The organism is Sinomonas humi, from assembly GCF_000802235.1.
GTDB classification, from domain to species: Bacteria; Actinomycetota; Actinomycetes; order Actinomycetales; family Micrococcaceae; genus Sinomonas; species Sinomonas humi.
Genome location: NZ_JTDL01000153.1, coordinates 22,388 through 40,148, shown reverse-complemented (window position 1 = coordinate 40,148; position 17,761 = coordinate 22,388). Strand labels below are relative to the sequence as shown.

Here is a 17,761-nt window from a genome sequence, read left to right as displayed (position 1 = left end):
CGAGCCGGAATCCTACTGGACGCCGAGAATGTCGACGACGAAGACGAGATCGCCCTTCGCCCCGCCTTGGCCTTGATCACCGTAGGCCTGGGCGGCGGGGATGACCAGCAGAACCCGTGATCCGACCGTCTTCCCGGTCAGTCCGTCGGTCCAGCCTTGGATCACCTGGCTCAGCGCGAAGGTAGCGGGTGTGCCCCGATCATAGCTCGAGTCGAACTTGGTGCCGTCCGAGAGGTTGACGCCCACGTAGTTCGCCACGATGGTGTCGCTCGACTGGACGACGGCGCCCTTGCCCTTGATGAGGTCCTGGGAGATGAGCTTGGTGGGCTTCGCGACGCCCTTGACGTCGATCTGCGGGACGCCCTTGGAATCGGTCGTCACCTTGGGGAGTCCCGGAGGAGGCGTAACGGTGTCCCCCTGGGGCCCCGAGAGCGGCGCCGGGACATCCTTGGCGTCCGTGATCTTGAGGATGAGGAGCGTGGTCGTACCGTCGCCGCCCTGCTCTGCGCTAACCGGGGGCGTCGCGTACGCGAGGTAGGAGCCGACCTTGGCGCCGACGAGCGCGTTGTAGAGGGTCGCGTTCTGCTGCTGGAGGCTGCTGTCGACAGGGACCTTTTCCGGCTGGCCCGACGAGAACGTGTCACCGAGGACGCTGCCGTCCGTCCCCTTGAGGGCGAGGACATTGACGACGGCGGACTGGCCCGCCTTCACAGCGGCGCCAGTTCCCTCCTGGACCGTCTTCACAGTAAGGGAAGAGACGGTGAGCGGCTTCGCGAAGTCCACGGTCGGAGCCTTGTCCGTGGTCGTGACCTTGAGCGAGCTGAGGGCGCTCACGTCGCCCGCGTCCTGACTCGTCGCCTGCGTCGTGGGCTGGCCTGACGAGCCTCCGGAACTGCACCCCGCAAGGAGCAGGGCGAGTGGCAGCAAGAGCGCAAAGAGTCGGCGCACTGATCAACTTCCTGTGGGGGTGTCCGCCACGTCCGTGGCGTCGGTCGGGGCCCTCCGGCCCCCTCTAGGGTAACGGCTCTGCCTGTGAGCGCTCGCTCGGCGCTACCCCGCGAAGGGACGGAGCGTATCGAGGAGCTCGTCCACCCGCGGATCCTCGTTTGCGAAGGGGTCTTTGCAGAGGATGGTGTGGTGGGCTCGATCGTTGAGCTTGAGGTGCACCCAATCCACTGTGTAGTCCGCCCCTGCGGCCTGCGCCGCCTGCACGAACCGGCCCCGCAGCCTTGCGCGCGTTGTCTGCGGTGGGGTATCCATCGCCTCCTTGATCGCGGCGTCGTCGATCAGCCGCGCGGCGCCGCCGTGATGCTGCAGGAGGAAGAAGAGTCCGCGCTCGGGGCTGATGTCGTGGTACGTCAGGTCGAGCTGAGCAACGCGTGCAGAATCGAGATCGACGTCGTGGCGGGAGCAGTAGGAGTCGATGAGCTTCTTCTTGATGGCCCAATCCACCTCGGTGTCGATCCGAGACGTGTCGCCCGTTTCTATGGCCGTCAGAGTGCGGTCCCACAGGTCGAGGATGCGGGGCACGTGCGGGGTGTGCGCGCCGTACTCCTGCACGAACTGGGTGACCTTCTCGAGGTAGACCCGCTGCATGTCGATGGCGGTGACCTCCGAGCCGTTGGCGAGACGGACGACGGCGCGGCCCGAGAGGTCATGGGAAATCTCGCGGATGCTGCGGATCGGGTTCTCCATCCGAAGGTCCCGCATGATGACGCCAGACTCGATCATGCGGAGGACGAGATCGACCGTTCCGACCTTCATCATGGTGGTCGTCTCTGCCATGGTCGAGTCACCGACGATGACGTGGAGCCGTCGGAAGTGCTCTGCGTCGGCGTGCGGTTCGTCCCGGGTGTTGATGATGGGTCGGGAACGGGTCGTGGCCGACGAGAGTCCCTCCCAGATGTGATCGGCTCGCTGAGAGAAGGCGTAGATGGGTCCGTGAGGAGTGCGGAGAACCTTGCCCGCCCCGCACAGGAGCTGGCGGGTCACAAGGAATGGGATGAGGATCTCCGCGAGGCGCGAGAACTCGGTGCGCCGCGGAATGAGGTAGTTCTCGTGACTCCCGTAGGAGTTGCCCGCGGTGTCCGTGTTGTTCTTGAACAGGTAGACGCTACCGTCGAAGCCCTCCTCGCGAAGGCGCTTCTGGGCCTCGTCAATAAGGTCGACGAGGATGCGCTCCCCCGCCCTGTCATGCGCCACTAGCTGGGCGACGTCGTCGCATTCGGCCGTTGCGTACTCAGGGTGGGACCCCACATCCAGGTACAGGCGGGAGCCGTTGCCCAGGAACACGTTGGAGGACCGCCCCCAGCTCACGACCTTTCGGAATAGATAGCGGGCGACTTCTTCGGGCGCGAGTGGACGGCCCTGAGGGCTTGAGTAGGCGATGCCGAACTCAGTCTCGACACCGAAGATGCGGCGGTCCACGCGGCTCCTTAGAACTAGTTGCTGGTCCGGGACGAGGTCGGCCTCAGATAGGCACGGCCAGGAGTTCGTCGAGCTCCTCGCCGGCAATCCGCCTGAACGCACGGCGGACGCCGCGCTCGGTCTCGGAGTGGCGATCGAGGACGCCCACTTCGAGGCTCAGCGGAGTCTCGGTGCGATCCTCTCGGAGCGCCTTCGCGGCGAGCTGGATCGCTTCCGTGAACGAAGCCTCGGCGCTCCAGCCCGCAATCACGGACTCGGCCACGCGTTCGGCCGCGCCGCCCATGACGACGAACCGCCGCTCGTCGGCGATCGAGCCGTCGAAGGTGAGCCGGAAGAGATGGTCCGACCCGACGTCGTGCCCCACCTCTGCCACCGTGAGCTCGACCTCGAAAGGCTTCTGCTCGGCAGTGAAGACGGCCCCCAAGCTCTGGGCGTACACGCTCGCAAGGCCTCGTCCCGTCACGTCGACCCGGTCATACGAATAGCCACGGACGTCGGCGTACCGGACACCTGCCTGCCGCAGGCTCTCGAACTCGTTGTACTTGCCCACCGCAGCGAAGGCGATCTTGTCGTAGATCTCCCCGATCTTGTGGAGCGACGGCGAAGGATTCTCCGCGACGAGGGCGATCCCCTCGCGGCAGCTCAGCACGACGACGGAACGGCCGCGTGCGATGCCCTTGCGGGCGAAGTCGGCTCGGTCCTTCATCACCTGCTCGGGCGAGACATAGAACGGCTGGGTCATTTCAGGCCTCCCGTCCGGCGATGCTGCGCTGCTCGAAGATGTCCCCAGCGATCTGGCTCAGCTCATGTTCGGACGCCCGCCTGTGCCCAGCCCGAGTCACCGTGTAGACGACCGGCCACAACTGGCGCAGAGGGTCAGGTCCCCCGGTGGCGGAATCGTCGTCGGCTGCGTCGAAGAGCGACTCGACAGCGATTCGCACGGCGTCCTCCTCTGAAAGCCCCGGTCGCCAGAGCTTCTTGAGCGCGCCGCGTGCGAAGACGGATCCCGAGCCTACCGAATGGTGCTCAGGCTCCTCGTACCGGCCACCTGTGACGTCGTACGAGAAGAGCCGGCCCACGCCTTGTTCCAAGTCGAACCCCGCGAACAACGGGACTACGGCGAGTCCTTGGAGGGCGAGGCCGAGATTCGCGCGGATCATGGCCCCGAGCCTTGTAGCCTTCCCTTCGAGGCTCAGACGCGTCCCCTCGATCTTCTCGTAGTGCTCGAGCTCGACTTGGAAGAGACGGACGATATCGATCGCAAGGCCGGCTGTACCCGCAATCCCGAGCACGGAATAGCGATCGGCCGGAAAGACCTTCTCGATATGCCGGCTCGCGATCATGCTCCCCATCGTCGCTCGGCGGTCGCCGGCCATGACGACGCCGCCAGCGAAGGCGATGGCGACGACGGTCGTGCCGTGCGGCGCGAGATGGGACGCGTCGGTGGGAAGGAGCCTATTGGAGGGAAGCAGGTCGGGACGGGCTGAAGCAAGGTGCTCGGTGAAGGACGACGTCGACTGGGCGGCGACGCGTTCTGCGAGGAAGTCGTTCATCCTGGGCCTACTGGCCGCCCTTCTGGACGAACCCGCGCACGAACTCCTCGGCGTTGCTCTCAAGCACGCCGTCGATCTCGTCGAGCAGGTCGTCCACACCCTCTGTCGCCTCGGACGCCTGAGGGGCGGCGGGCGCGGGCGCGGGCGTGCCCGGGTCGACGTCCTCGTTCTCGTCCCGTGACTGGCTGCTCTTCTGCTCCTGACCGGCCATGGCCGCCTCCTTGCGTCGAACCCGGCGCCCCTGCGACGGGCTTTGGAACCTATACTGTCACTCTTTCACGGCCGCGACGCGGCCTGCGGAACCTTACGTCTGGTGTTCCCCGAGCAAGGCATCGAGAAAGCCCTGAATGTCCTTGTGCCCCTCGAAGAGCGGCTCCGTGAGAGCCCGCGTTCCGCGGAGCGGTTCGCGGGTTGGAACCCGCTGGAGCCGGTAGCTGCCCGGGGGTGAGAAGACGACGGAGTCCCAGCTTGCGCTCGCGACGTTGGCCGGGAACCTCTGGATGCTCTTGCCGCGGAACCACGCGCGTGTGTCCGACGGCGGGTCGATCGCAGCGCGCGCAATGTCGCGGTCGTCGACGAGGCGCTCGAGGCTTCCTTTCGAGATGAGCCGGTACGCGAGGCCCCGCTCGGGGCGAACATCGGACCACTGAATGTCGATCAGGCCCAGCCGGGCATCGTTCCAGGCGAGACCGTCGCGTGCCCGGTAGCCCTCGAGCACCCTCTGCTTCGCCATCCACTCGATGTAGCCCGACGCGGCGTCCTGATCCGTCTCGAGATCGGTAAGAGCGCGCTCCCAGAGGCGGAGGACTGTCGCCGTGTGCCCGTCTCCGCCATGCTCAGCGGCGACGCCGGCGTCTGCCGCCAGCTTCGCTGCGGCCTCCAGGTACAGCCACTGAACCTCAAGTCCCGTGAGCCGGCGGCCGTCGAGGAGGCGCACCGTCTCGCGGAGGGCGGTGTCGTGGCTCAGCCGATGCATGGCGCCCACGGGCTCGTGCACCTCGATCTCGGGGGCTGCGCCCGCCTCGACAAGACTCAAGACCAGAGCGGTGGTGCCGAATTTCAGGTAGTTCGCAACGTGACTGCAGTTTGCGTCCCCGACGATGACGTGCAGCCGGCGGTACTTGTCGGCAACAGCATGCGGCTCGTCGCGCGTGTTGATGATCGGCCGCCGCATCGTAGTCTCAAGCCCGACCTCGGCCTCGAAGAAGTCCGCCCGCTGGCTTACCTGATAGCCGGGAGTGCGCCCGTCCTGACCCAGGCCGACGCGTCCCGCGCCGCACACGAGCTGACGTGTGACGAAGAACGGAGTGAGCCCGCGGACAAGGTCCGTGAACGGCACAGCGCGCGGCACGAGGTAGTTCTCGTGCGAGCCGTACGATGCGCCTTTGCCATCCGTATTGTTCTTGTAGAGATTGATCGGCCCACGCTCGGAGTCCGAGCTAAGAGCACGGACCGCCGTGAGCACGACCGCATCCCCCGCCGAGTCCCACAGGACGGCATCGAGGGGGTTCGTCACCTCGGGGCTCGAGTACTCCGGATGCGCGTGGTCCACGTAGAGCCTCGCTCCGTTACCGAGCACGAGGTTCATGAGCGCTGGTTCCTGATCCCCGTCGAGCTCGAGCTCGGCCGGACCGTGGGCGAGAGCCACGCCTTCCGCGGTCAGCACCGGCTCCAGATCCGTCAAGAGGTCGGGATGAGCCTGATTGCGCCGTACCGACCAGCCTCTCGCGTCACGCAGCGGAGTTTCGTCGGTGTAGTCCCAACCCGCGCCCGGCGAGGCGTGGAGCCGCTCCCGCGTGAGCTTCGCATAGGCAGCAATGACTTGGGAGGAGAGATACGTTGCGTTGGCACCAGGCGTCGCGGGAGCGTGGATCCCATACTCGGTCTCAGACCCCATGACGCGAAGGGCACCTCCCGCGGGAAGACCCTCGGGACCGTGCTCGGTGCTCGGCATTTCATTCCCCTTCACGGCTGGGGTCACAGGTACTGGCCCGTGCTCTGCGTCGTCTCGATCGTGCGCCCGGGCTCACTTCCACCCTTGCCCTGGATGATCGTGCGGATGTAAGTGATCCGCTCGCCCTTCTTGCCCGAGATCCGCGCCCAGTCGTCTGGATTCGTCGTGTTGGGCATGTCCTCGTGCTCGCGGAACTCATCGGCCACCGCCCTGAGGAGGTGTTCCACCCGGATGCCCTTCGAGCCGGTCGTCAGCAGATCCTTGATGGCAGACTTCTTGGCGCGGTCCACCACGTTCTGGATCACGGCGCCTGAATTGAAGTCCTTGAAGTACAGGATTTCGGTGTCGCCGTTGGCGTAAGTGACCTCGAGGTATTCGTTCGCCTTGTCGGTCGAGTACATGGCCTCGACTGTCCGCTGGATCATCAGGTTCACGGTCGCCGCCCGATCGCCTCCGTGCTCTGCCAGATCCGCAGGGTGGATCGGCAGTTCGCTCGTGAGGTACTTCGAGAAGATGTCGGCGGCCGCCTCCGCGTCCGGGCGCTGGATCTTGATCTTCACGTCGAGACGTCCGGGGCGCAGAATGGCGGGGTCGATCATGTCCTCGCGGTTGGACGCGCCGATCACGATCACGTTGTCGAGTCGCTCGACACCATCGATCTCGCTCAGGAGCTGAGGGACGATCGTCGTCTCGACGTCCGAGGAGACACCCGTTCCGCGCGTCCGGAACAGCGAGTCCATCTCGTCGAAGAACACCACCACCGGGCTTCCATCCGAGGCCTTCTCCCGCGCCCTCGAGAAGATGAGGCGGATGTGCCGCTCGGTCTCGCCGACGTACTTGTCGAGGAGCTCGGGGCCCTTGATGTTGAGGAAATAGCTCTTGACGTCCTGGGTCCCCGCGCGTTCCATCGCCCGCGCCGCGAGCGAGTTCGCCACGGCCTTCGCGATGAGGGTCTTGCCACAGCCTGGAGGGCCGTAGAGCAGGATGCCCTTGGGCGCCTTGAGTCCGTGCTCGCGGTAGAGGCCCGGATGCAGGAACGGGAGTTCGACGGCGTCCCGGATCTGCTCGATCTGGGACGCAAGCCCACCGATGTCGGCGTAGCTGATGTCTGGAACTTCCTCGAGCACGAGGTTCTCGACCTCAGAGCGGGGCACTTTCTCGAGAGCGGTTTGGGTGCGGTTGTCTACGGAGACGGCGTCCCCGACGCGAAGCTGTTCGAGCTGGAGCGGACCTGAAAGGCGCAGGACGCGCTCTTCATCGCCTCGTCCGATGACGAGGACGCGGTCGGCGCCGAGAAGCTCCTTGATCGTGACGAGTTCACCCGAGCGCTCGTAGCCGAGCCCTGCGACTACTTCGAACGCCTCGTTGAGGAGGACTTCCTGCCCCACGCTCAGTTCCGAAATGGACACGAGGGGGCTCAGGCCCACGCGAATCTTGCGGCCAGCAGTCACGACGTCCGCGCTCTCGTCAGTGACCGCAGCGGCCGATCCGCCGGCCGGGCGGCGGCGGTTGAGCTGAACGATCGTCCCATAGCTGTAGGGCGGCTGGCCCTCGTGCTCGAGCGCGGACTTCAGGCGGACGATCTCGCCTTTGGCCGTCTGGAGCATTTCTGCCATGCGAGTGTTGTTCGACGTGGCCGCCGAGAGCTGCCGGTCCACCGTCCGGAGCTTGTCCCGGAGGACATTCACCTGACGCTCGAGGACGCCCAACTGCTCAGCGTGTGCTCGTGCGGTGGCGTCCTCACGACCCGTTCCGGTGCCGTCACGCTCTTCCATCACTCTCACACCCTCCCGTGCCTCGGAACATTCCGATACTTCGACACTAGCCCTCCTTAGCCCTGTGCAAACCGCTTTGAGCACCAGAGAAGCTAAGCGTTACATTCACGCAATGTTCGGCGTTGGGGAAAGGTTCCGCGGAGATTAATTCACCCGGAGGAAGCAGTCAGGACTCCTCGGTCCTCCCTGCCCGGGCGTCACGGGCGGCGCGGCGGAGCTTGCGATCCGACACGGGTCGCTCCCCCACGGACTCGGGCGTCCACGCATTGAGGTCCTCCTGCGCGAACTCACCCTTGGCACGCTTCCTGCGGACCAGAGGGGCCACGCCGCCTGCGAGCCGACGAGTCACCAGCAAGAAACCTGTGTGGCCCACCATCCGGTGTTCCGGGCGCACAGCGAGTCCCTCGAGGTGCCAACCCCGAACCATTGACTCCCACGCGTCGGGTTCGGTGAAGCGCCCGTCGGCGCGGATGGCCTCAGCAGTACGCGAGAGCTGGGTCGCGGTCGCCACGTAATTGATCCAGACACCGCCCGGGGCGAGAACGGTGGCGACGGCATCGAGGCACTCCCACGGCGCTAGCATGTCGAGCACCACACGGTCGACCGATCCCGGCTCCTCCGCCTGCACAACCTCGTCCTGGAAGTCGCCCAGGGAAATCCGCCACGCGGGGTGCGGGCCGCCGAAGATGGTCTCGACGTTCCCACGCGCGATGTCTGCGAATTCCTGGCGACGCTCGAACGAGTGGAGGTAGCCGGAGTCGCCCACGGCGCGGAGAAGGGAGATCGAGAGGGCCCCGGAACCGACTCCGGCTTCGACCACGCGGGCCCCCGGGAAGATATCCGCCATCGTGATGATCTGGCCTGCGTCCTTCGGGTACACCACCGCGGCGCCGCGCGGCATCGACAGCACGAAGTCCGAGAGGAGCGGGCGGAGGGCCTGGTACTGATGTCCCGCCGTGTTAGTCACGACAGAGCCGTCGGGTTCCCCGATGATCACGTCGTGGTTGAGGAACCCCTTGTGCGTGTGGAACGCCCCGCCGGCCTCGAGCGTGATCGTGTTCATCCGCCCGCGCTCGTCGGTGAGCTGGACGCGCTCCCCTACCCGGAACGGGCCCCGTCGGTTGGCGGCTCCGGTGGGCTCGGGCACGAGCTCGGGGGAGATCGGGGTGCTGCTCTCGGTCATGGGTCCCTTCTTCGAATGTGGTGGGATGAGCGGGGTCTGCTAGCGGGCCGGGCGGCCGGAGATAGCTGACACCACGGCGCGCTGGCTGAGCAGACCGACGACCAGGCCTGCCGCGTCGATGACGGCATACTCGGTGCCCTGAAGCTGGGCGAGGTACTGGACAAGCTCCTGGCCGGATGCGCTCTCAGGCACATAGGCGCCCGGCGCGAGCGCGTATCCAACGGCGGTCACGGGGGTGCTCCCCCGGGCCTCGTCAGGTACGCGGGCAATGGCTGCGGGATCGACGACGCCCTGCGGCTTGCCGTCCGGCGCGCAGAGGACGACGACGACCCCCTGGCCTGCGCCCGCCTGCACAGCCTGATCGACAGAGGCGAAGTTGGGCACTCCCACGGCGGGAACTGCAAGCCGGCCAGCCACGATGCTAGGAAGGCGGCTCCGGAAACCGGCGTTCCGGATCGACGCCGACGCGCCCTGCCAGAGGAATACGGCCACAAGGAGCATGACGAGAGTGAACGAGATATCGGGCGCCTCGCCTTGGAGCCATGGGAGGACGAGGCCGAAGAAGACGATGCCTGCCACCACGACGCGACCTGCCCAGCCCGCGGCGATCGTGCCCTTCTCCTGCGAACCCGTTACCTTCCAGACGACGCTCTCGACCAGTCGGCCGCCGTCGAGAGGCAGACCGGGAAGCACATTGAAGAGCCCGATGAGGAAGTTGGCCCACATGAAGATGTTCGCCAGGATGTTCGGCACGTCCGTCAGTTCTACCGAGGTCACGAGGAGCCACGCGGCGCCTGCAAGGACCAGATTTGCAATCGGGCCCGCGAAAGCGACGACGACGGAGCGCAGGGGTGAAGCGGTGAAGGCCTCGAACTGAGTGTGGCCGCCCCATAGATTGAGGACGATCTTCTGGCTCGGCCACCCGAAGGACCGCGCGCTGAGTGCATGAGCCAGTTCATGTACAAGTACGGACAGCAGCAAGAGAACGGCGTACGCGAAGGCCACGAGGTAGGCGCCGTTGCCGAGCTGCGGTTCGCGGAGCGCAAGCGTGGGCCCGTACACCACAACCGTGAAGCCGGCGATGAGGAACCAGGAATAAGCAAGGTAGACGGGAACACCCGCGATGCGACCAAGCTTTATGCCGTCGCGCGCCCGGCTTTCAGACGCATGACTGTGCGCGCCCCCGTCGTGCTGGGGGTGTGGGTCGCCGGAGGTCATGCGCGCGCCTGACCGACGAAGTCCGCCGAATTCCGTGCGAGGAGGACGCGGGCCAGATCGGCGGGGGTACGCCCCGCGAGCGTTTCCCATTGCGCGGCGCCTAGTTCGGGCGGGACAGCAACGGCGCTGGGGACGACGATCGTCGTGAGGCCGGCAGCCTCAGCCGACGACGCGCCGGGAGTGGAATCCTCGATCGCGACGCACTCACTCGGGGTCAACCCGTCGATTTCGTGCGTGAGGCGCGCGAGACCCTTGAGGTAGGGCTCCGGGTGCGGCTTGCCGTGCGTCACGGCGTCGCCCGTGACAACTGCCCTGAACGCCCCCGTAGGCAGCTGATCGAGGATCTTCTCCACCATCGGTCGCTCGGACATTGTGACGAGGCCGCAGGCGACGCCCTCCTCGGACAGCGACGCGAGTAGCTCCTGCGCACCCGGCCGCCACGGGACGGCCTCGCCGAGCTGTTCGATCACGCGTTCCGTGAGCCGATCTATGATCTCGCGCTTGTCCAGGGCCACTCCCGCGTCCTGGAGGATTCCTGCGGATGTGGGGAGGGCCTGCCCGACGAGCCGCATGGCCTGCTCATGGCTCCAAGTCCCGCCGTGAGCTGCGACCAGTTCCCCCTCGGCGACGATCCAATACGGCTCGGTGTCCACGAGCGTTCCGTCCATGTCCCACAGGACGGCACGCAGGGGTGCTGTGTCGGAATCGGCGTCGGGCACGGCGTCGGTTTGGGCGGGAAGGCGCATATGGACCAGTCTACGTGGACCCTCAGCCTGTCCTCCGTGCGCGAAACTTGCGGGCGACTGCTGGACAGGCCCTGCGAAGCGGCCCGCTTGGTCATAGTCTGGAGCGATGAATGAGTTCGACGCCGACGCTCCGGCCCCCCATCCTGGCCTCTTTCCGACGCCTGAAGAGGGCGAACGGGTTACGGTCATGCTCGCGGCCTTCGAGGGTTGGAACGACGCCGGCGAGGCAGCGAGTGAGGCCATCAGGGCCATCAAGCGCCAGTTCGGTGCTCAGAAGGTCGGTGCCATCGACGCCGATGACTACTACGACTTCCAGTTCACGAGGCCGACGGTTCGTCGCTCTGGTTCCGGCCGCCGCCGCATCCGCTGGCCTTCAACCCGCGTGTCCACAGCGCGCCTCGAGGGCTACCCCATCAACCTCGTGTTCGTGCAGGGCACGGAGCCTTCCTACCGTTGGCGGGGGTTCACGGAGGACCTGATGGAGTACGTCGAGGATCTCGACGTCGACTACCTGATTGTCGTGGGCGCGCTCCTCGCGGATGTCCCGCACAGCCGTCCCATTCCGGTCACCGCCACGAGCGAGGCCGGCGACCTCCGGGAGCGGCTCAATCTCGAAGCGTCCCAGTACGAAGGGCCGACGGGCATCGTAGGGGTGTTCGCGGATGCGGCGGACCACCACGGGATTCCGACGGTTTCGCTCTGGGCTGCCGTGCCGCACTATGTCGCCCAGGCCCCTTCGCCTAAGGCTCAGCTTGCCCTGATGCACCGCATCGAGGAGCTCATCCAGGTGCCGCTCGAGACCAACGAGCTTGCCGAGGACGCAGAGGCCTGGGAGCGCGGAGTCAACGAGCTCGCCACCGAGGACCCTGAAATCGCCGCCTACATCCAACAGCTCGAAGAGGCGAAGGACACTGCCGACCTGCCTGAGGCGACAGGGGAATCGATTGCTCGCGAGTTCGAGCGCTACCTCAAGCGGAGGGGCAAGGACGGCGGGGCGACCAACTGAGGCGTCAGCGGCACCCGCGACCAGCTGAGGCGTCAGGGGCAGGCCGCGAGGGTTTGAATTGTCAGAGTCGCACGCCGAGCAGCGCGTCGACAGCGGCGGCGACGAGCGCGCCGTCGGACGCTTCCCCTTCGGTGCCCGCGAGGGCGTCGTCTGCCCACTTGTCGACCGCTGCGAGGGCGCGAGGAGCGTCGAGATCGTCCGCGAGGGCGCCACGGATCTCGGCGATGAGAAGATCAGCTGACCCGCGCCCCGCGCGGGGAATCGCCTCGCGCCAGCGGTTCAGCCGCGCCTTCGCAATCTCGAAGACCTCGGCGGTCCACTCCCAGTCGGAGCGGTAGTGGTTTGCGAGAATGGCCAACCGGATGGCCTCTGGCGCCTCCCCAGCAGCCCTGAGCTTCGAGACGAGCACGAGGTTGCCGAGTGACTTGCTCATCTTCTGCCCATCGAGGCCCACCATCCCCGTATGGGCGAAGTGGCGCGCGAGCGGCACCCGGTGGAGGGACCACGCGTGGCCTGCACCCATTTCGTGATGCGGGAACTGGAGATCGGAACCCCCTCCCTGAACGGTGAAGGGCGCAGGAAGGAAGCGCTGGGCGATGACGGTGCACTCGATGTGCCACCCGGGGCGCCCTCGTCCGAGAGTGCCTCCGTCCCACCGCGGCTCCCCAAGACGGGCCTCGCGCCACAGGATCGGATCCAACGGGCTGTGCTTGCCGGGGCGCTCAGGATCCCCGCCCCGCTCGCCGAACACCTCAATCATCTGGGCGACTGTGAGATGCGAGACTTGCCCGAGGCGCCAAGCCTCGGGCGTGTCGGCACGGCGCGTCGCCTCGGTGACGTCGTAATAGACGTCGCCGTCCGGCTCGCCCTCCGCGCCCGCGAGCTGGTAGGCCAATCCCTCTTCGAGGAGACGCTCGATCTCGGGAACGATCCAGGGAATTGACTCGACGGCCCCGATGTAATGATCAGGCGGGAGGACGTTCAGGGCCTCCATGTCGCGCTGGAAGAGGGCGATCTGTTCCTTGGCAAGCGTGCGCCAGTCCACGCCCGTTGCGTCAGCGCGTTCGAGCAGCGGGTCATCGACGTCGGTCGTGTTCTGCACATAGGCAACCGCGCTTCCGGCGTCGCGCCACACGCGGTTGAGGAGGTCGAAGGCAACGTAGGTGGCGGCATGGCCCAGATGAGTGGCGTCGTACGGGGTGATGCCGCACACGTACATCGATTGCTCGGCATCCACAGGGATCTCGGCCATCTCGTTCCGCGCAGAGTCCCAGAGCCGAATCGCCCCGCTCTGGCCGGGAAGGGAGGGAACCGGAACCTGACGCCAAGTCTTCACGCCCTCAAGCCTAGTGCCCCGCGCGATGCGCTCTGCACAGGTACACAGGCTCCTAGCCGTCGTCGCCGTCGTCGAGGAGGTCCATCGGCAAGTCCTCGCCGTAGGCGTCGTAGAGCGCGTCCGCGTAGGCCTCGAACGCATCGGCAATGGCGAAATAGGCAGCCTCGACGGCCGGATCGTCGTCACCACGCCGGGAGGCCGCGGCCACGAGGTGCTCCTCGAGTGCCGCCGTCAGCGAACCGAGGGCCACGCGTGGGTCGATGCTCATGGCCCCACGGTAATCTGAATGCGGGGGACCTGCCTAGACGGGCGTTGCGCCCGGTCTAGGTCTTGGAACGGCACGTCAGAAAGCGAGGGCCATGAAGGAGATCCTCAGCTCGAGCCCGGCCCGCAGCGCCGCGCAAGGGAAGTACGAGTACCTCGTCCTATCGGTCAACCCCGGAGAATCGATCGCGGCCGCACGGCAGCGCGTTCGCGAACACTCCGAATACGGCAAATGGGAACTCGAGCGGAGCAGGCTCTACATGGGCGGGGTGCGGCGCTATTGGCTGCGCCGCAAGGTGATGGTCGTCGAAAGGACGGCCTAGCTTCCTGCCGGATCCTCGATGGGACCGAGGAGGGCGGTCGCAACAGTTGCGTGCGCAGATTCGGGATCCGAGGGGTGGTAGAGCCCGGCAAGCACGTCCCTGTAGAGGCGCTGCAGCTCGCTTGACCGAAAGTAGCCGCCTCCGCCTCCCACCCGCATCGCGGCCTCGACCACCTGACGAGCGGTCTCCGTCGCCCGATGCTTGAGTCCGCTGAGTGCAGGAAACCAGGCGCTCCCCCGCTCGGCGATCCCATCGACGTCCTCGGCGATGCGCTCGAGCTGCGGCAGAACGCCGTCGACCGCAATCGCCGCGTCGGCGAGCTGCCAGCGGACGTCAGGATCCTGTGAGTACGGCCTTCCGCCGTTTCTGAGGGATTTTCTACGGTGGGCGGCCGCGACGGCCAACTCCAGAGCGCGCTCCCCGATTCCTGTGTAGACGGCAGCGAGCAACGTCTCGAAGACGGCGAAGATCCCGAAGATGAGCAGGTCCGGATTGGGACCCACGGGAAGGGTACGGGCGATCCTGTCCGCCGGGGCCACTGCGCCCTCGAGGATCGTGGTGCACGACTGGCTTGCCCGCATGCCCAGCGTGTCCCAGTCGTCAAGATGCCGCCACCCAGGCTGATCCCGCCGAATGAAGCCGTAGACGAGCCGAGGTTCTGGCCCCGTCCCGTCCTTGCCGAACGTTCCCATCCGGGTCCACACCGGCGAGAGGCTCGTGAACACCTTCACCCCAGTGAAGGAGTAGGCACCGTCCGGGAGCGGAGTGGCGGTTGTGGTGGAGTCGAAGAGCACAGAGTCATTCCCGGCCTCGGAGATGCCGAATGCGAAGACTTCCCCGGCCGCAGCCTCTTCGAGGACGAAGTCAAGCGAGGAGTCCCCGCGGGCTTGGAAGACGCGGGCAACGCCCGTCCAGACGAGATGCATGTTGACGCCGAGCGCTGTAGCCGGAGCCGCGGCCGCGAGGCGCCGCTGGAGGCGGACGACGTCGGCAAGGCTGGCTCCCAGCCCGCCGTCGTCCTTGGCGACGAACGCCTTGAGGTATCCAGCCGCGGTGAGCTCCTCGAAGTCTTCACGGAAGAACTCATTCCGCTCGTCGTAGCCGGGAGCGCGGGACCGGATGCGCTCGAGAAGCTCGTCGGGAAGCACAGCGGACGGGTCGAGGGCCAAGTCCTCCTCCTCTCGGCGCATTGCCACTCGGGTCAGTAGGTGGTGAGCAGCCGCCGGAGAACGCGCGCGCCGAAGCGGAGCGACTCGGCGGGTACGCGCTCGTCGACGCCGTGGAACATGCCCGCGAAGTCGAGATCGGCGGGCAGCTGCAGCGGTGCGAAACCGTACCCAGTGATGCCGAGGCGGCTCAGCGACTTGTTGTCGGTGCCGCCCGAGAGGGTGTACGGCAGGACCCGAGCCCCCGGGTCCTCGGCCTCGAGCGCACCGACCATAGACTCCACGAGGGCGCCCTCGAAGGGCGTCTCGAGCGAGACGTCGTGGTGCACGAAGGCGAAATCGATGCCGTCGCCAGCAAGCTCCTTGATCTTTTCCAGCACGAGTTCGTCCTGGCCAGGAAGCGTTCGGACGTCGATGCGCGCCTCCGCGCTTCCCGGGATCACGTTGTCCTTGTAGCCCGCTTTGAGGACGGTTGGATTGGACGTGTTCTGGAGAGTCGCGCCCACGAAGCGGGCGAACGTTCCGAGTTCCTTGAGGAGAATCTCGGGGTTCTCCTGATCGAATTCGACCCCTGTCAGTTCGGTGACGCCGTCCAAGAAGCGGCGGGTGGTGTCAGTGAGTTCGATCGGCCATTCATGGGCTCCGATCCGGCTGACGGCGCGGGCGAGGCGAGTGACCGCGTTGTCGGGGTTGGTCTGGGAACCGTGTCCTGCCCGCCCGCTCGCCGTGAGCTTGAGCCACGAGAGGCCCTTTTCGGCTGTCTGCAGCATGTAGGTCCGCTGGCCCCCGATTTCAGCAGAGAAGCCCCCGACTTCGCTGATTGCCTCTTTGGCCCCATCGAAGAGCTCGGGGCGGTTGTCCACCGCCCAACGGGCCCCGTAAGTGCCGCCGGCCTCCTCATCGGCGAACATCGCGATCACAAGGTCGCGCTTAGGGCGCGCACCTGTTCGCTGCAGCTCGCGGACTACCGAGAGCACCATGGCGTCCATATCCTTCATGTCGACGGCGCCGCGGCCCCATATGAGACCGTCGCGAAGCTCGGCCGCGAACGGGTCGACGCTCCAGTCTTCCTTCTGTGCTGGCACGACATCCAGATGCCCGTGGACGACGAGAGCGGTCGCGCTCGGGTCAGCACCTTCGATGCGGGCAACGACGGACGCCCGCCCCGGAGCCGACTCGAAGAGCTCGGCTTCGAGACCCACTTCCTCCAGGAGCTCGGCCGTGTACTCCGCCGCCGCGCGCTCCCCCGGCCCTGATCCGTCGCCGTAATTGCTGGTGTCGTAACGGATGAGGTTCTGGCAGATCTCGACCACTTCATCCTCGGCGCGAAGGGACGTCTCAAGCGGGCGGTCAGACATGGGAATTCCTCCTCGGCTGCGGCGGATCGGTGAGGCCAGCCTATCCCCCGCCCTGGTGATGGTCGGTGGACTCATTCGATTTCTTCGGGAGCCGCAAATCGTGTACAGTCTTACTCGCTGCCCGGAGGGAACCGCAGAAGCGGACCTTCCGGTGATCACCTGCGCGGGTGGCGGAATGGCAGACGCGCTAGCTTGAGGTGCTAGTGCCCGATTAGGGCGTGGGGGTTCAAGTCCCCCTCCGCGCACAACGGAATGCCCCGGTCTTTCGACCGGGGCATTCCCATTTTTTACGCCCTCCTTGCCGGTGCAGGCCGCAGCTGGATGGCGGACGATGGCTTCAGAATGGTGTAGAGTATTTACTCGTTGCCTCCGAGGATTACCTTGTGTAAGCACTCCGGCGACCACCTGCGCGGGTGGCGGAATGGCAGACGCGCTAGCTTGAGGTGCTAGTGCCCGATTAGGGCGTGGGGGTTCAAGTCCCCCTCCGCGCACAGTCGAAAGCCCCCGGTCTTGAGGCCGGGGGCTTTCGCTTTCAGAGTCGAGTGACAGTACCCCTGAAGTGCCGGCGTCCCGACGACGGGTTCCACCCCACGAATTCGGACTCCTCCCACGCGCCGCCGCCGTCCACCGCATCCTTGATGTTCAGGCACACTCGCGCCGGCAGGAAGACCGGCGCCTCGAAAGTCACGTCCCACGTGAAGGTGTCGCCCTTCTGGGACCCCACCTCCGCCAGAGCGCGTGAGGCTGTGTACATGCCGTGGGCGATTGAGCGCCGCATACCGAGCGCCCGCGCGGAGATCGAGCTCAGATGAATCGGGTTGAAGTCGCCCGAGACGGCGGCGTAGTCACGGCCCGTCTCCGAATCAAGACTCCACATGGCAGTCGGGAGCGGCGGCCTGAACTCGTCACGCTGTCCATTCAGGCCTGGCTTGTCCGTGCCCGGCAGGTAGACGCCCTTGGCGAGGTACGTCGATACGCCGCGCCACGCGACGTCGTCGTTGCCCGCGTGCTGGACCTCGACGACGAGCGCTACCTGCGTCCCTGAGCGATGACCCTCGAGCTTCTCGGCCCAGGCGGTGACGTCGAGGAGGTCCCCGTAGAAGATCGGGACGCGGTATTCGACGTGATTGCTCAAGTGCACCATGCCGAGCAGAGGAAGCGGAAAGTCCTCACGGCCCATCACCGACATCGCCGCTGGGAATGCAAGCGTGTGGACGTAGCCGGCAGGTGCAATGTCCCGCTTCGCCTCCCCGAGGAGAGTCTGGTACTCGGTCATCTTGATCAGGTCAGGCCGTATGCCGACGACGTGGTGCCGGGCGTTGGGGAGGGACGCCCTCGCGGTCGCCTTGCCCACGAGCTTCTTCGCCGCGTCTCGCGCTGCTGCGACATACAGCCGCGCGAGCGACGGCATCTCGGGGAGCTCAACGGTCTCGAGACCGCGCGCCGGCGCGC

Annotated in this window: 17 protein-coding genes and 2 tRNA genes; 4 read left to right on the top strand and 15 right to left on the bottom strand. The window is 66.3% G+C overall.

The window, feature by feature from the left end; genetic code table 11:
• Positions 1-12: 12 nt before the first annotated feature.
• The 10 genes from LK10_RS20410 to LK10_RS20365 all read right to left on the bottom strand — a co-directional run bounded on the left by LK10_RS20410 (position 13) and on the right by LK10_RS20365 (position 10,856).
• Positions 13-948, bottom strand: a complete 936-nt coding sequence (locus tag LK10_RS20410; protein WP_043128146.1) for an FKBP-type peptidyl-prolyl cis-trans isomerase — start codon at positions 946-948, stop codon at positions 13-15.
• Between the two features lie 102 nt (positions 949-1,050).
• A complete protein-coding gene (gene pafA, locus LK10_RS20405; RefSeq protein WP_043128144.1) occupies positions 1,051-2,427 on the bottom strand; it encodes a Pup--protein ligase in 1,377 nt (458 codons plus the stop codon).
• Positions 2,428-2,470: 43 nt separating this feature from the next.
• The gene (gene prcA, locus LK10_RS20400) at positions 2,471-3,169 is read right to left on the bottom strand and encodes a proteasome subunit alpha (RefSeq protein WP_043128142.1); all 699 of its coding nucleotides are present in this window, start codon (positions 3,167-3,169) and stop codon (positions 2,471-2,473) included.
• Between the two features lies 1 nt (position 3,170).
• The gene (prcB, locus tag LK10_RS20395) at positions 3,171-3,980 is read right to left on the bottom strand and encodes a proteasome subunit beta (RefSeq protein ID WP_043128140.1); all 810 of its coding nucleotides are present in this window, start codon (positions 3,978-3,980) and stop codon (positions 3,171-3,173) included.
• Positions 3,981-3,987: 7 nt separating this feature from the next.
• On the bottom strand, positions 3,988-4,191 hold the full coding sequence (locus LK10_RS20390; protein ID WP_043128138.1) for a ubiquitin-like protein Pup: 204 nt from the start codon (positions 4,189-4,191) through the stop codon (positions 3,988-3,990).
• Between the two features lie 93 nt (positions 4,192-4,284).
• The gene (gene dop / locus LK10_RS20385) at positions 4,285-5,934 is read right to left on the bottom strand and encodes a depupylase/deamidase Dop (protein ID WP_043128136.1); all 1,650 of its coding nucleotides are present in this window, start codon (positions 5,932-5,934) and stop codon (positions 4,285-4,287) included.
• 23 nt (positions 5,935-5,957) lie between these two features.
• Complete coding sequence (gene arc / locus LK10_RS20380) at positions 5,958-7,709, bottom strand: proteasome ATPase (protein ID WP_043128135.1); 1,752 nt, start codon at positions 7,707-7,709, stop codon at positions 5,958-5,960.
• A 166-nt stretch (positions 7,710-7,875) separates the two neighbouring features.
• A complete protein-coding gene (locus LK10_RS20375; RefSeq protein WP_052207640.1) occupies positions 7,876-8,892 on the bottom strand; it encodes a tRNA (adenine-N1)-methyltransferase in 1,017 nt (338 codons plus the stop codon).
• 39 nt (positions 8,893-8,931) lie between these two features.
• Positions 8,932-10,110: a site-2 protease family protein gene (locus LK10_RS20370; RefSeq protein ID WP_043128133.1), complete on the bottom strand. Its 1,179-nt coding sequence runs from the start codon at positions 10,108-10,110 to the stop codon at positions 8,932-8,934.
• Complete coding sequence (locus LK10_RS20365; RefSeq protein WP_052207639.1) at positions 10,107-10,856, bottom strand: HAD family hydrolase; 750 nt, start codon at positions 10,854-10,856, stop codon at positions 10,107-10,109. The genes LK10_RS20370 and LK10_RS20365 overlap by 4 nt, the downstream gene beginning before the upstream one ends.
• Before the next feature lie 106 nt (positions 10,857-10,962).
• Here LK10_RS20365 and LK10_RS20360 point away from each other — a divergent pair, with 106 nt between their 5' ends.
• Entirely contained in the window at positions 10,963-11,862 is a 900-nt protein-coding gene (locus LK10_RS20360; RefSeq protein ID WP_043128131.1) for a proteasome assembly chaperone family protein, read from the top strand.
• Between the two features lie 61 nt (positions 11,863-11,923).
• On the opposite strand, the gene mshC is transcribed toward LK10_RS20360, so the two are convergent.
• Entirely contained in the window at positions 11,924-13,198 is a 1,275-nt protein-coding gene (mshC, locus tag LK10_RS20355) for a cysteine--1-D-myo-inosityl 2-amino-2-deoxy-alpha-D-glucopyranoside ligase (protein ID WP_043128128.1), read from the bottom strand.
• 52 nt (positions 13,199-13,250) lie between these two features.
• Positions 13,251-13,466 carry a hypothetical protein gene (locus LK10_RS20350; RefSeq protein ID WP_043128126.1) on the bottom strand — a complete coding sequence of 72 codons (216 nt, stop codon included), beginning with the start codon at positions 13,464-13,466 and terminating at the stop codon, positions 13,251-13,253.
• Between the two features lie 91 nt (positions 13,467-13,557).
• On the opposite strand from LK10_RS20350, the gene LK10_RS20345 reads away from it, so the two are divergent.
• Positions 13,558-13,785 carry a DUF5703 family protein gene (locus LK10_RS20345; protein WP_043128125.1) on the top strand — a complete coding sequence of 76 codons (228 nt, stop codon included), beginning with the start codon at positions 13,558-13,560 and terminating at the stop codon, positions 13,783-13,785.
• Here the strand turns inward: LK10_RS20345 and LK10_RS20340 are convergent.
• Both LK10_RS20340 and LK10_RS20335 read right to left on the bottom strand, forming a co-directional pair.
• On the bottom strand, positions 13,782-14,975 hold the full coding sequence (locus tag LK10_RS20340) for an acyl-CoA dehydrogenase family protein (RefSeq protein ID WP_043128122.1): 1,194 nt from the start codon (positions 14,973-14,975) through the stop codon (positions 13,782-13,784). The genes LK10_RS20345 and LK10_RS20340 overlap by 4 nt on opposite strands.
• An 11-nt stretch (positions 14,976-14,986) precedes the next feature.
• Positions 14,987-16,309 (bottom strand): M20/M25/M40 family metallo-hydrolase, encoded by a 1,323-nt coding sequence (locus LK10_RS20335; RefSeq protein ID WP_052207638.1) that lies wholly within the window; start codon positions 16,307-16,309, stop codon positions 14,987-14,989.
• 161 nt (positions 16,310-16,470) lie between these two features.
• Here LK10_RS20335 and LK10_RS20330 point away from each other — a divergent pair.
• Positions 16,471-16,554, top strand: a tRNA-Leu gene (locus LK10_RS20330).
• 162 nt (positions 16,555-16,716) lie between these two features.
• Positions 16,717-16,800: transfer RNA gene (locus tag LK10_RS20325), tRNA-Leu, on the top strand.
• 41 nt (positions 16,801-16,841) lie between these two features.
• Here the strand turns inward: LK10_RS20325 and LK10_RS20320 are convergent.
• The gene (locus tag LK10_RS20320) at positions 16,842-17,720 is read right to left on the bottom strand and encodes a MaoC/PaaZ C-terminal domain-containing protein (protein ID WP_043128181.1); all 879 of its coding nucleotides are present in this window, start codon (positions 17,718-17,720) and stop codon (positions 16,842-16,844) included.
• Positions 17,721-17,761: the final 41 nt, after the last annotated feature.

Excerpts from the sequence above, each read along its gene's own strand:
- LK10_RS20390 (WP_043128138.1), bottom strand. The coding sequence starts at position 4,191 with ATGGCCGGTCAGGAGCAGAAGAGCAGCCAGTCACGGGACGAGAACGAG.
- LK10_RS20365 (WP_052207639.1), bottom strand. The coding sequence starts at position 10,856 with ATGCGCCTTCCCGCCCAAACCGACGCCGTGCCCGACGCCGATTCCGAC.
- LK10_RS20350 (WP_043128126.1), bottom strand. The coding sequence starts at position 13,466 with ATGAGCATCGACCCACGCGTGGCCCTCGGTTCGCTGACGGCGGCACTC.
- LK10_RS20370 (WP_043128133.1), bottom strand. The coding sequence starts at position 10,110 with ATGACCTCCGGCGACCCACACCCCCAGCACGACGGGGGCGCGCACAGT.
- LK10_RS20360 (WP_043128131.1), top strand. The coding sequence starts at position 10,963 with ATGAATGAGTTCGACGCCGACGCTCCGGCCCCCCATCCTGGCCTCTTT.
- dop (WP_043128136.1), bottom strand. The coding sequence starts at position 5,934 with ATGCCGAGCACCGAGCACGGTCCCGAGGGTCTTCCCGCGGGAGGTGCC.
- prcB (WP_043128140.1), bottom strand. The coding sequence starts at position 3,980 with ATGAACGACTTCCTCGCAGAACGCGTCGCCGCCCAGTCGACGTCGTCC.
- LK10_RS20375 (WP_052207640.1), bottom strand. The coding sequence starts at position 8,892 with ATGACCGAGAGCAGCACCCCGATCTCCCCCGAGCTCGTGCCCGAGCCC.
- LK10_RS20335 (WP_052207638.1), bottom strand. The coding sequence starts at position 16,309 with ATGTCTGACCGCCCGCTTGAGACGTCCCTTCGCGCCGAGGATGAAGTG.
- prcA (WP_043128142.1), bottom strand. The coding sequence starts at position 3,169 with ATGACCCAGCCGTTCTATGTCTCGCCCGAGCAGGTGATGAAGGACCGA.
- arc (WP_043128135.1), bottom strand. The coding sequence starts at position 7,709 with ATGGAAGAGCGTGACGGCACCGGAACGGGTCGTGAGGACGCCACCGCA.
- LK10_RS20340 (WP_043128122.1), bottom strand. The coding sequence starts at position 14,975 with ATGCGCCGAGAGGAGGAGGACTTGGCCCTCGACCCGTCCGCTGTGCTT.
- LK10_RS20345 (WP_043128125.1), top strand. The coding sequence starts at position 13,558 with ATGAAGGAGATCCTCAGCTCGAGCCCGGCCCGCAGCGCCGCGCAAGGG.
- LK10_RS20320 (WP_043128181.1), bottom strand. The coding sequence starts at position 17,720 with ATGCCGTCGCTCGCGCGGCTGTATGTCGCAGCAGCGCGAGACGCGGCG.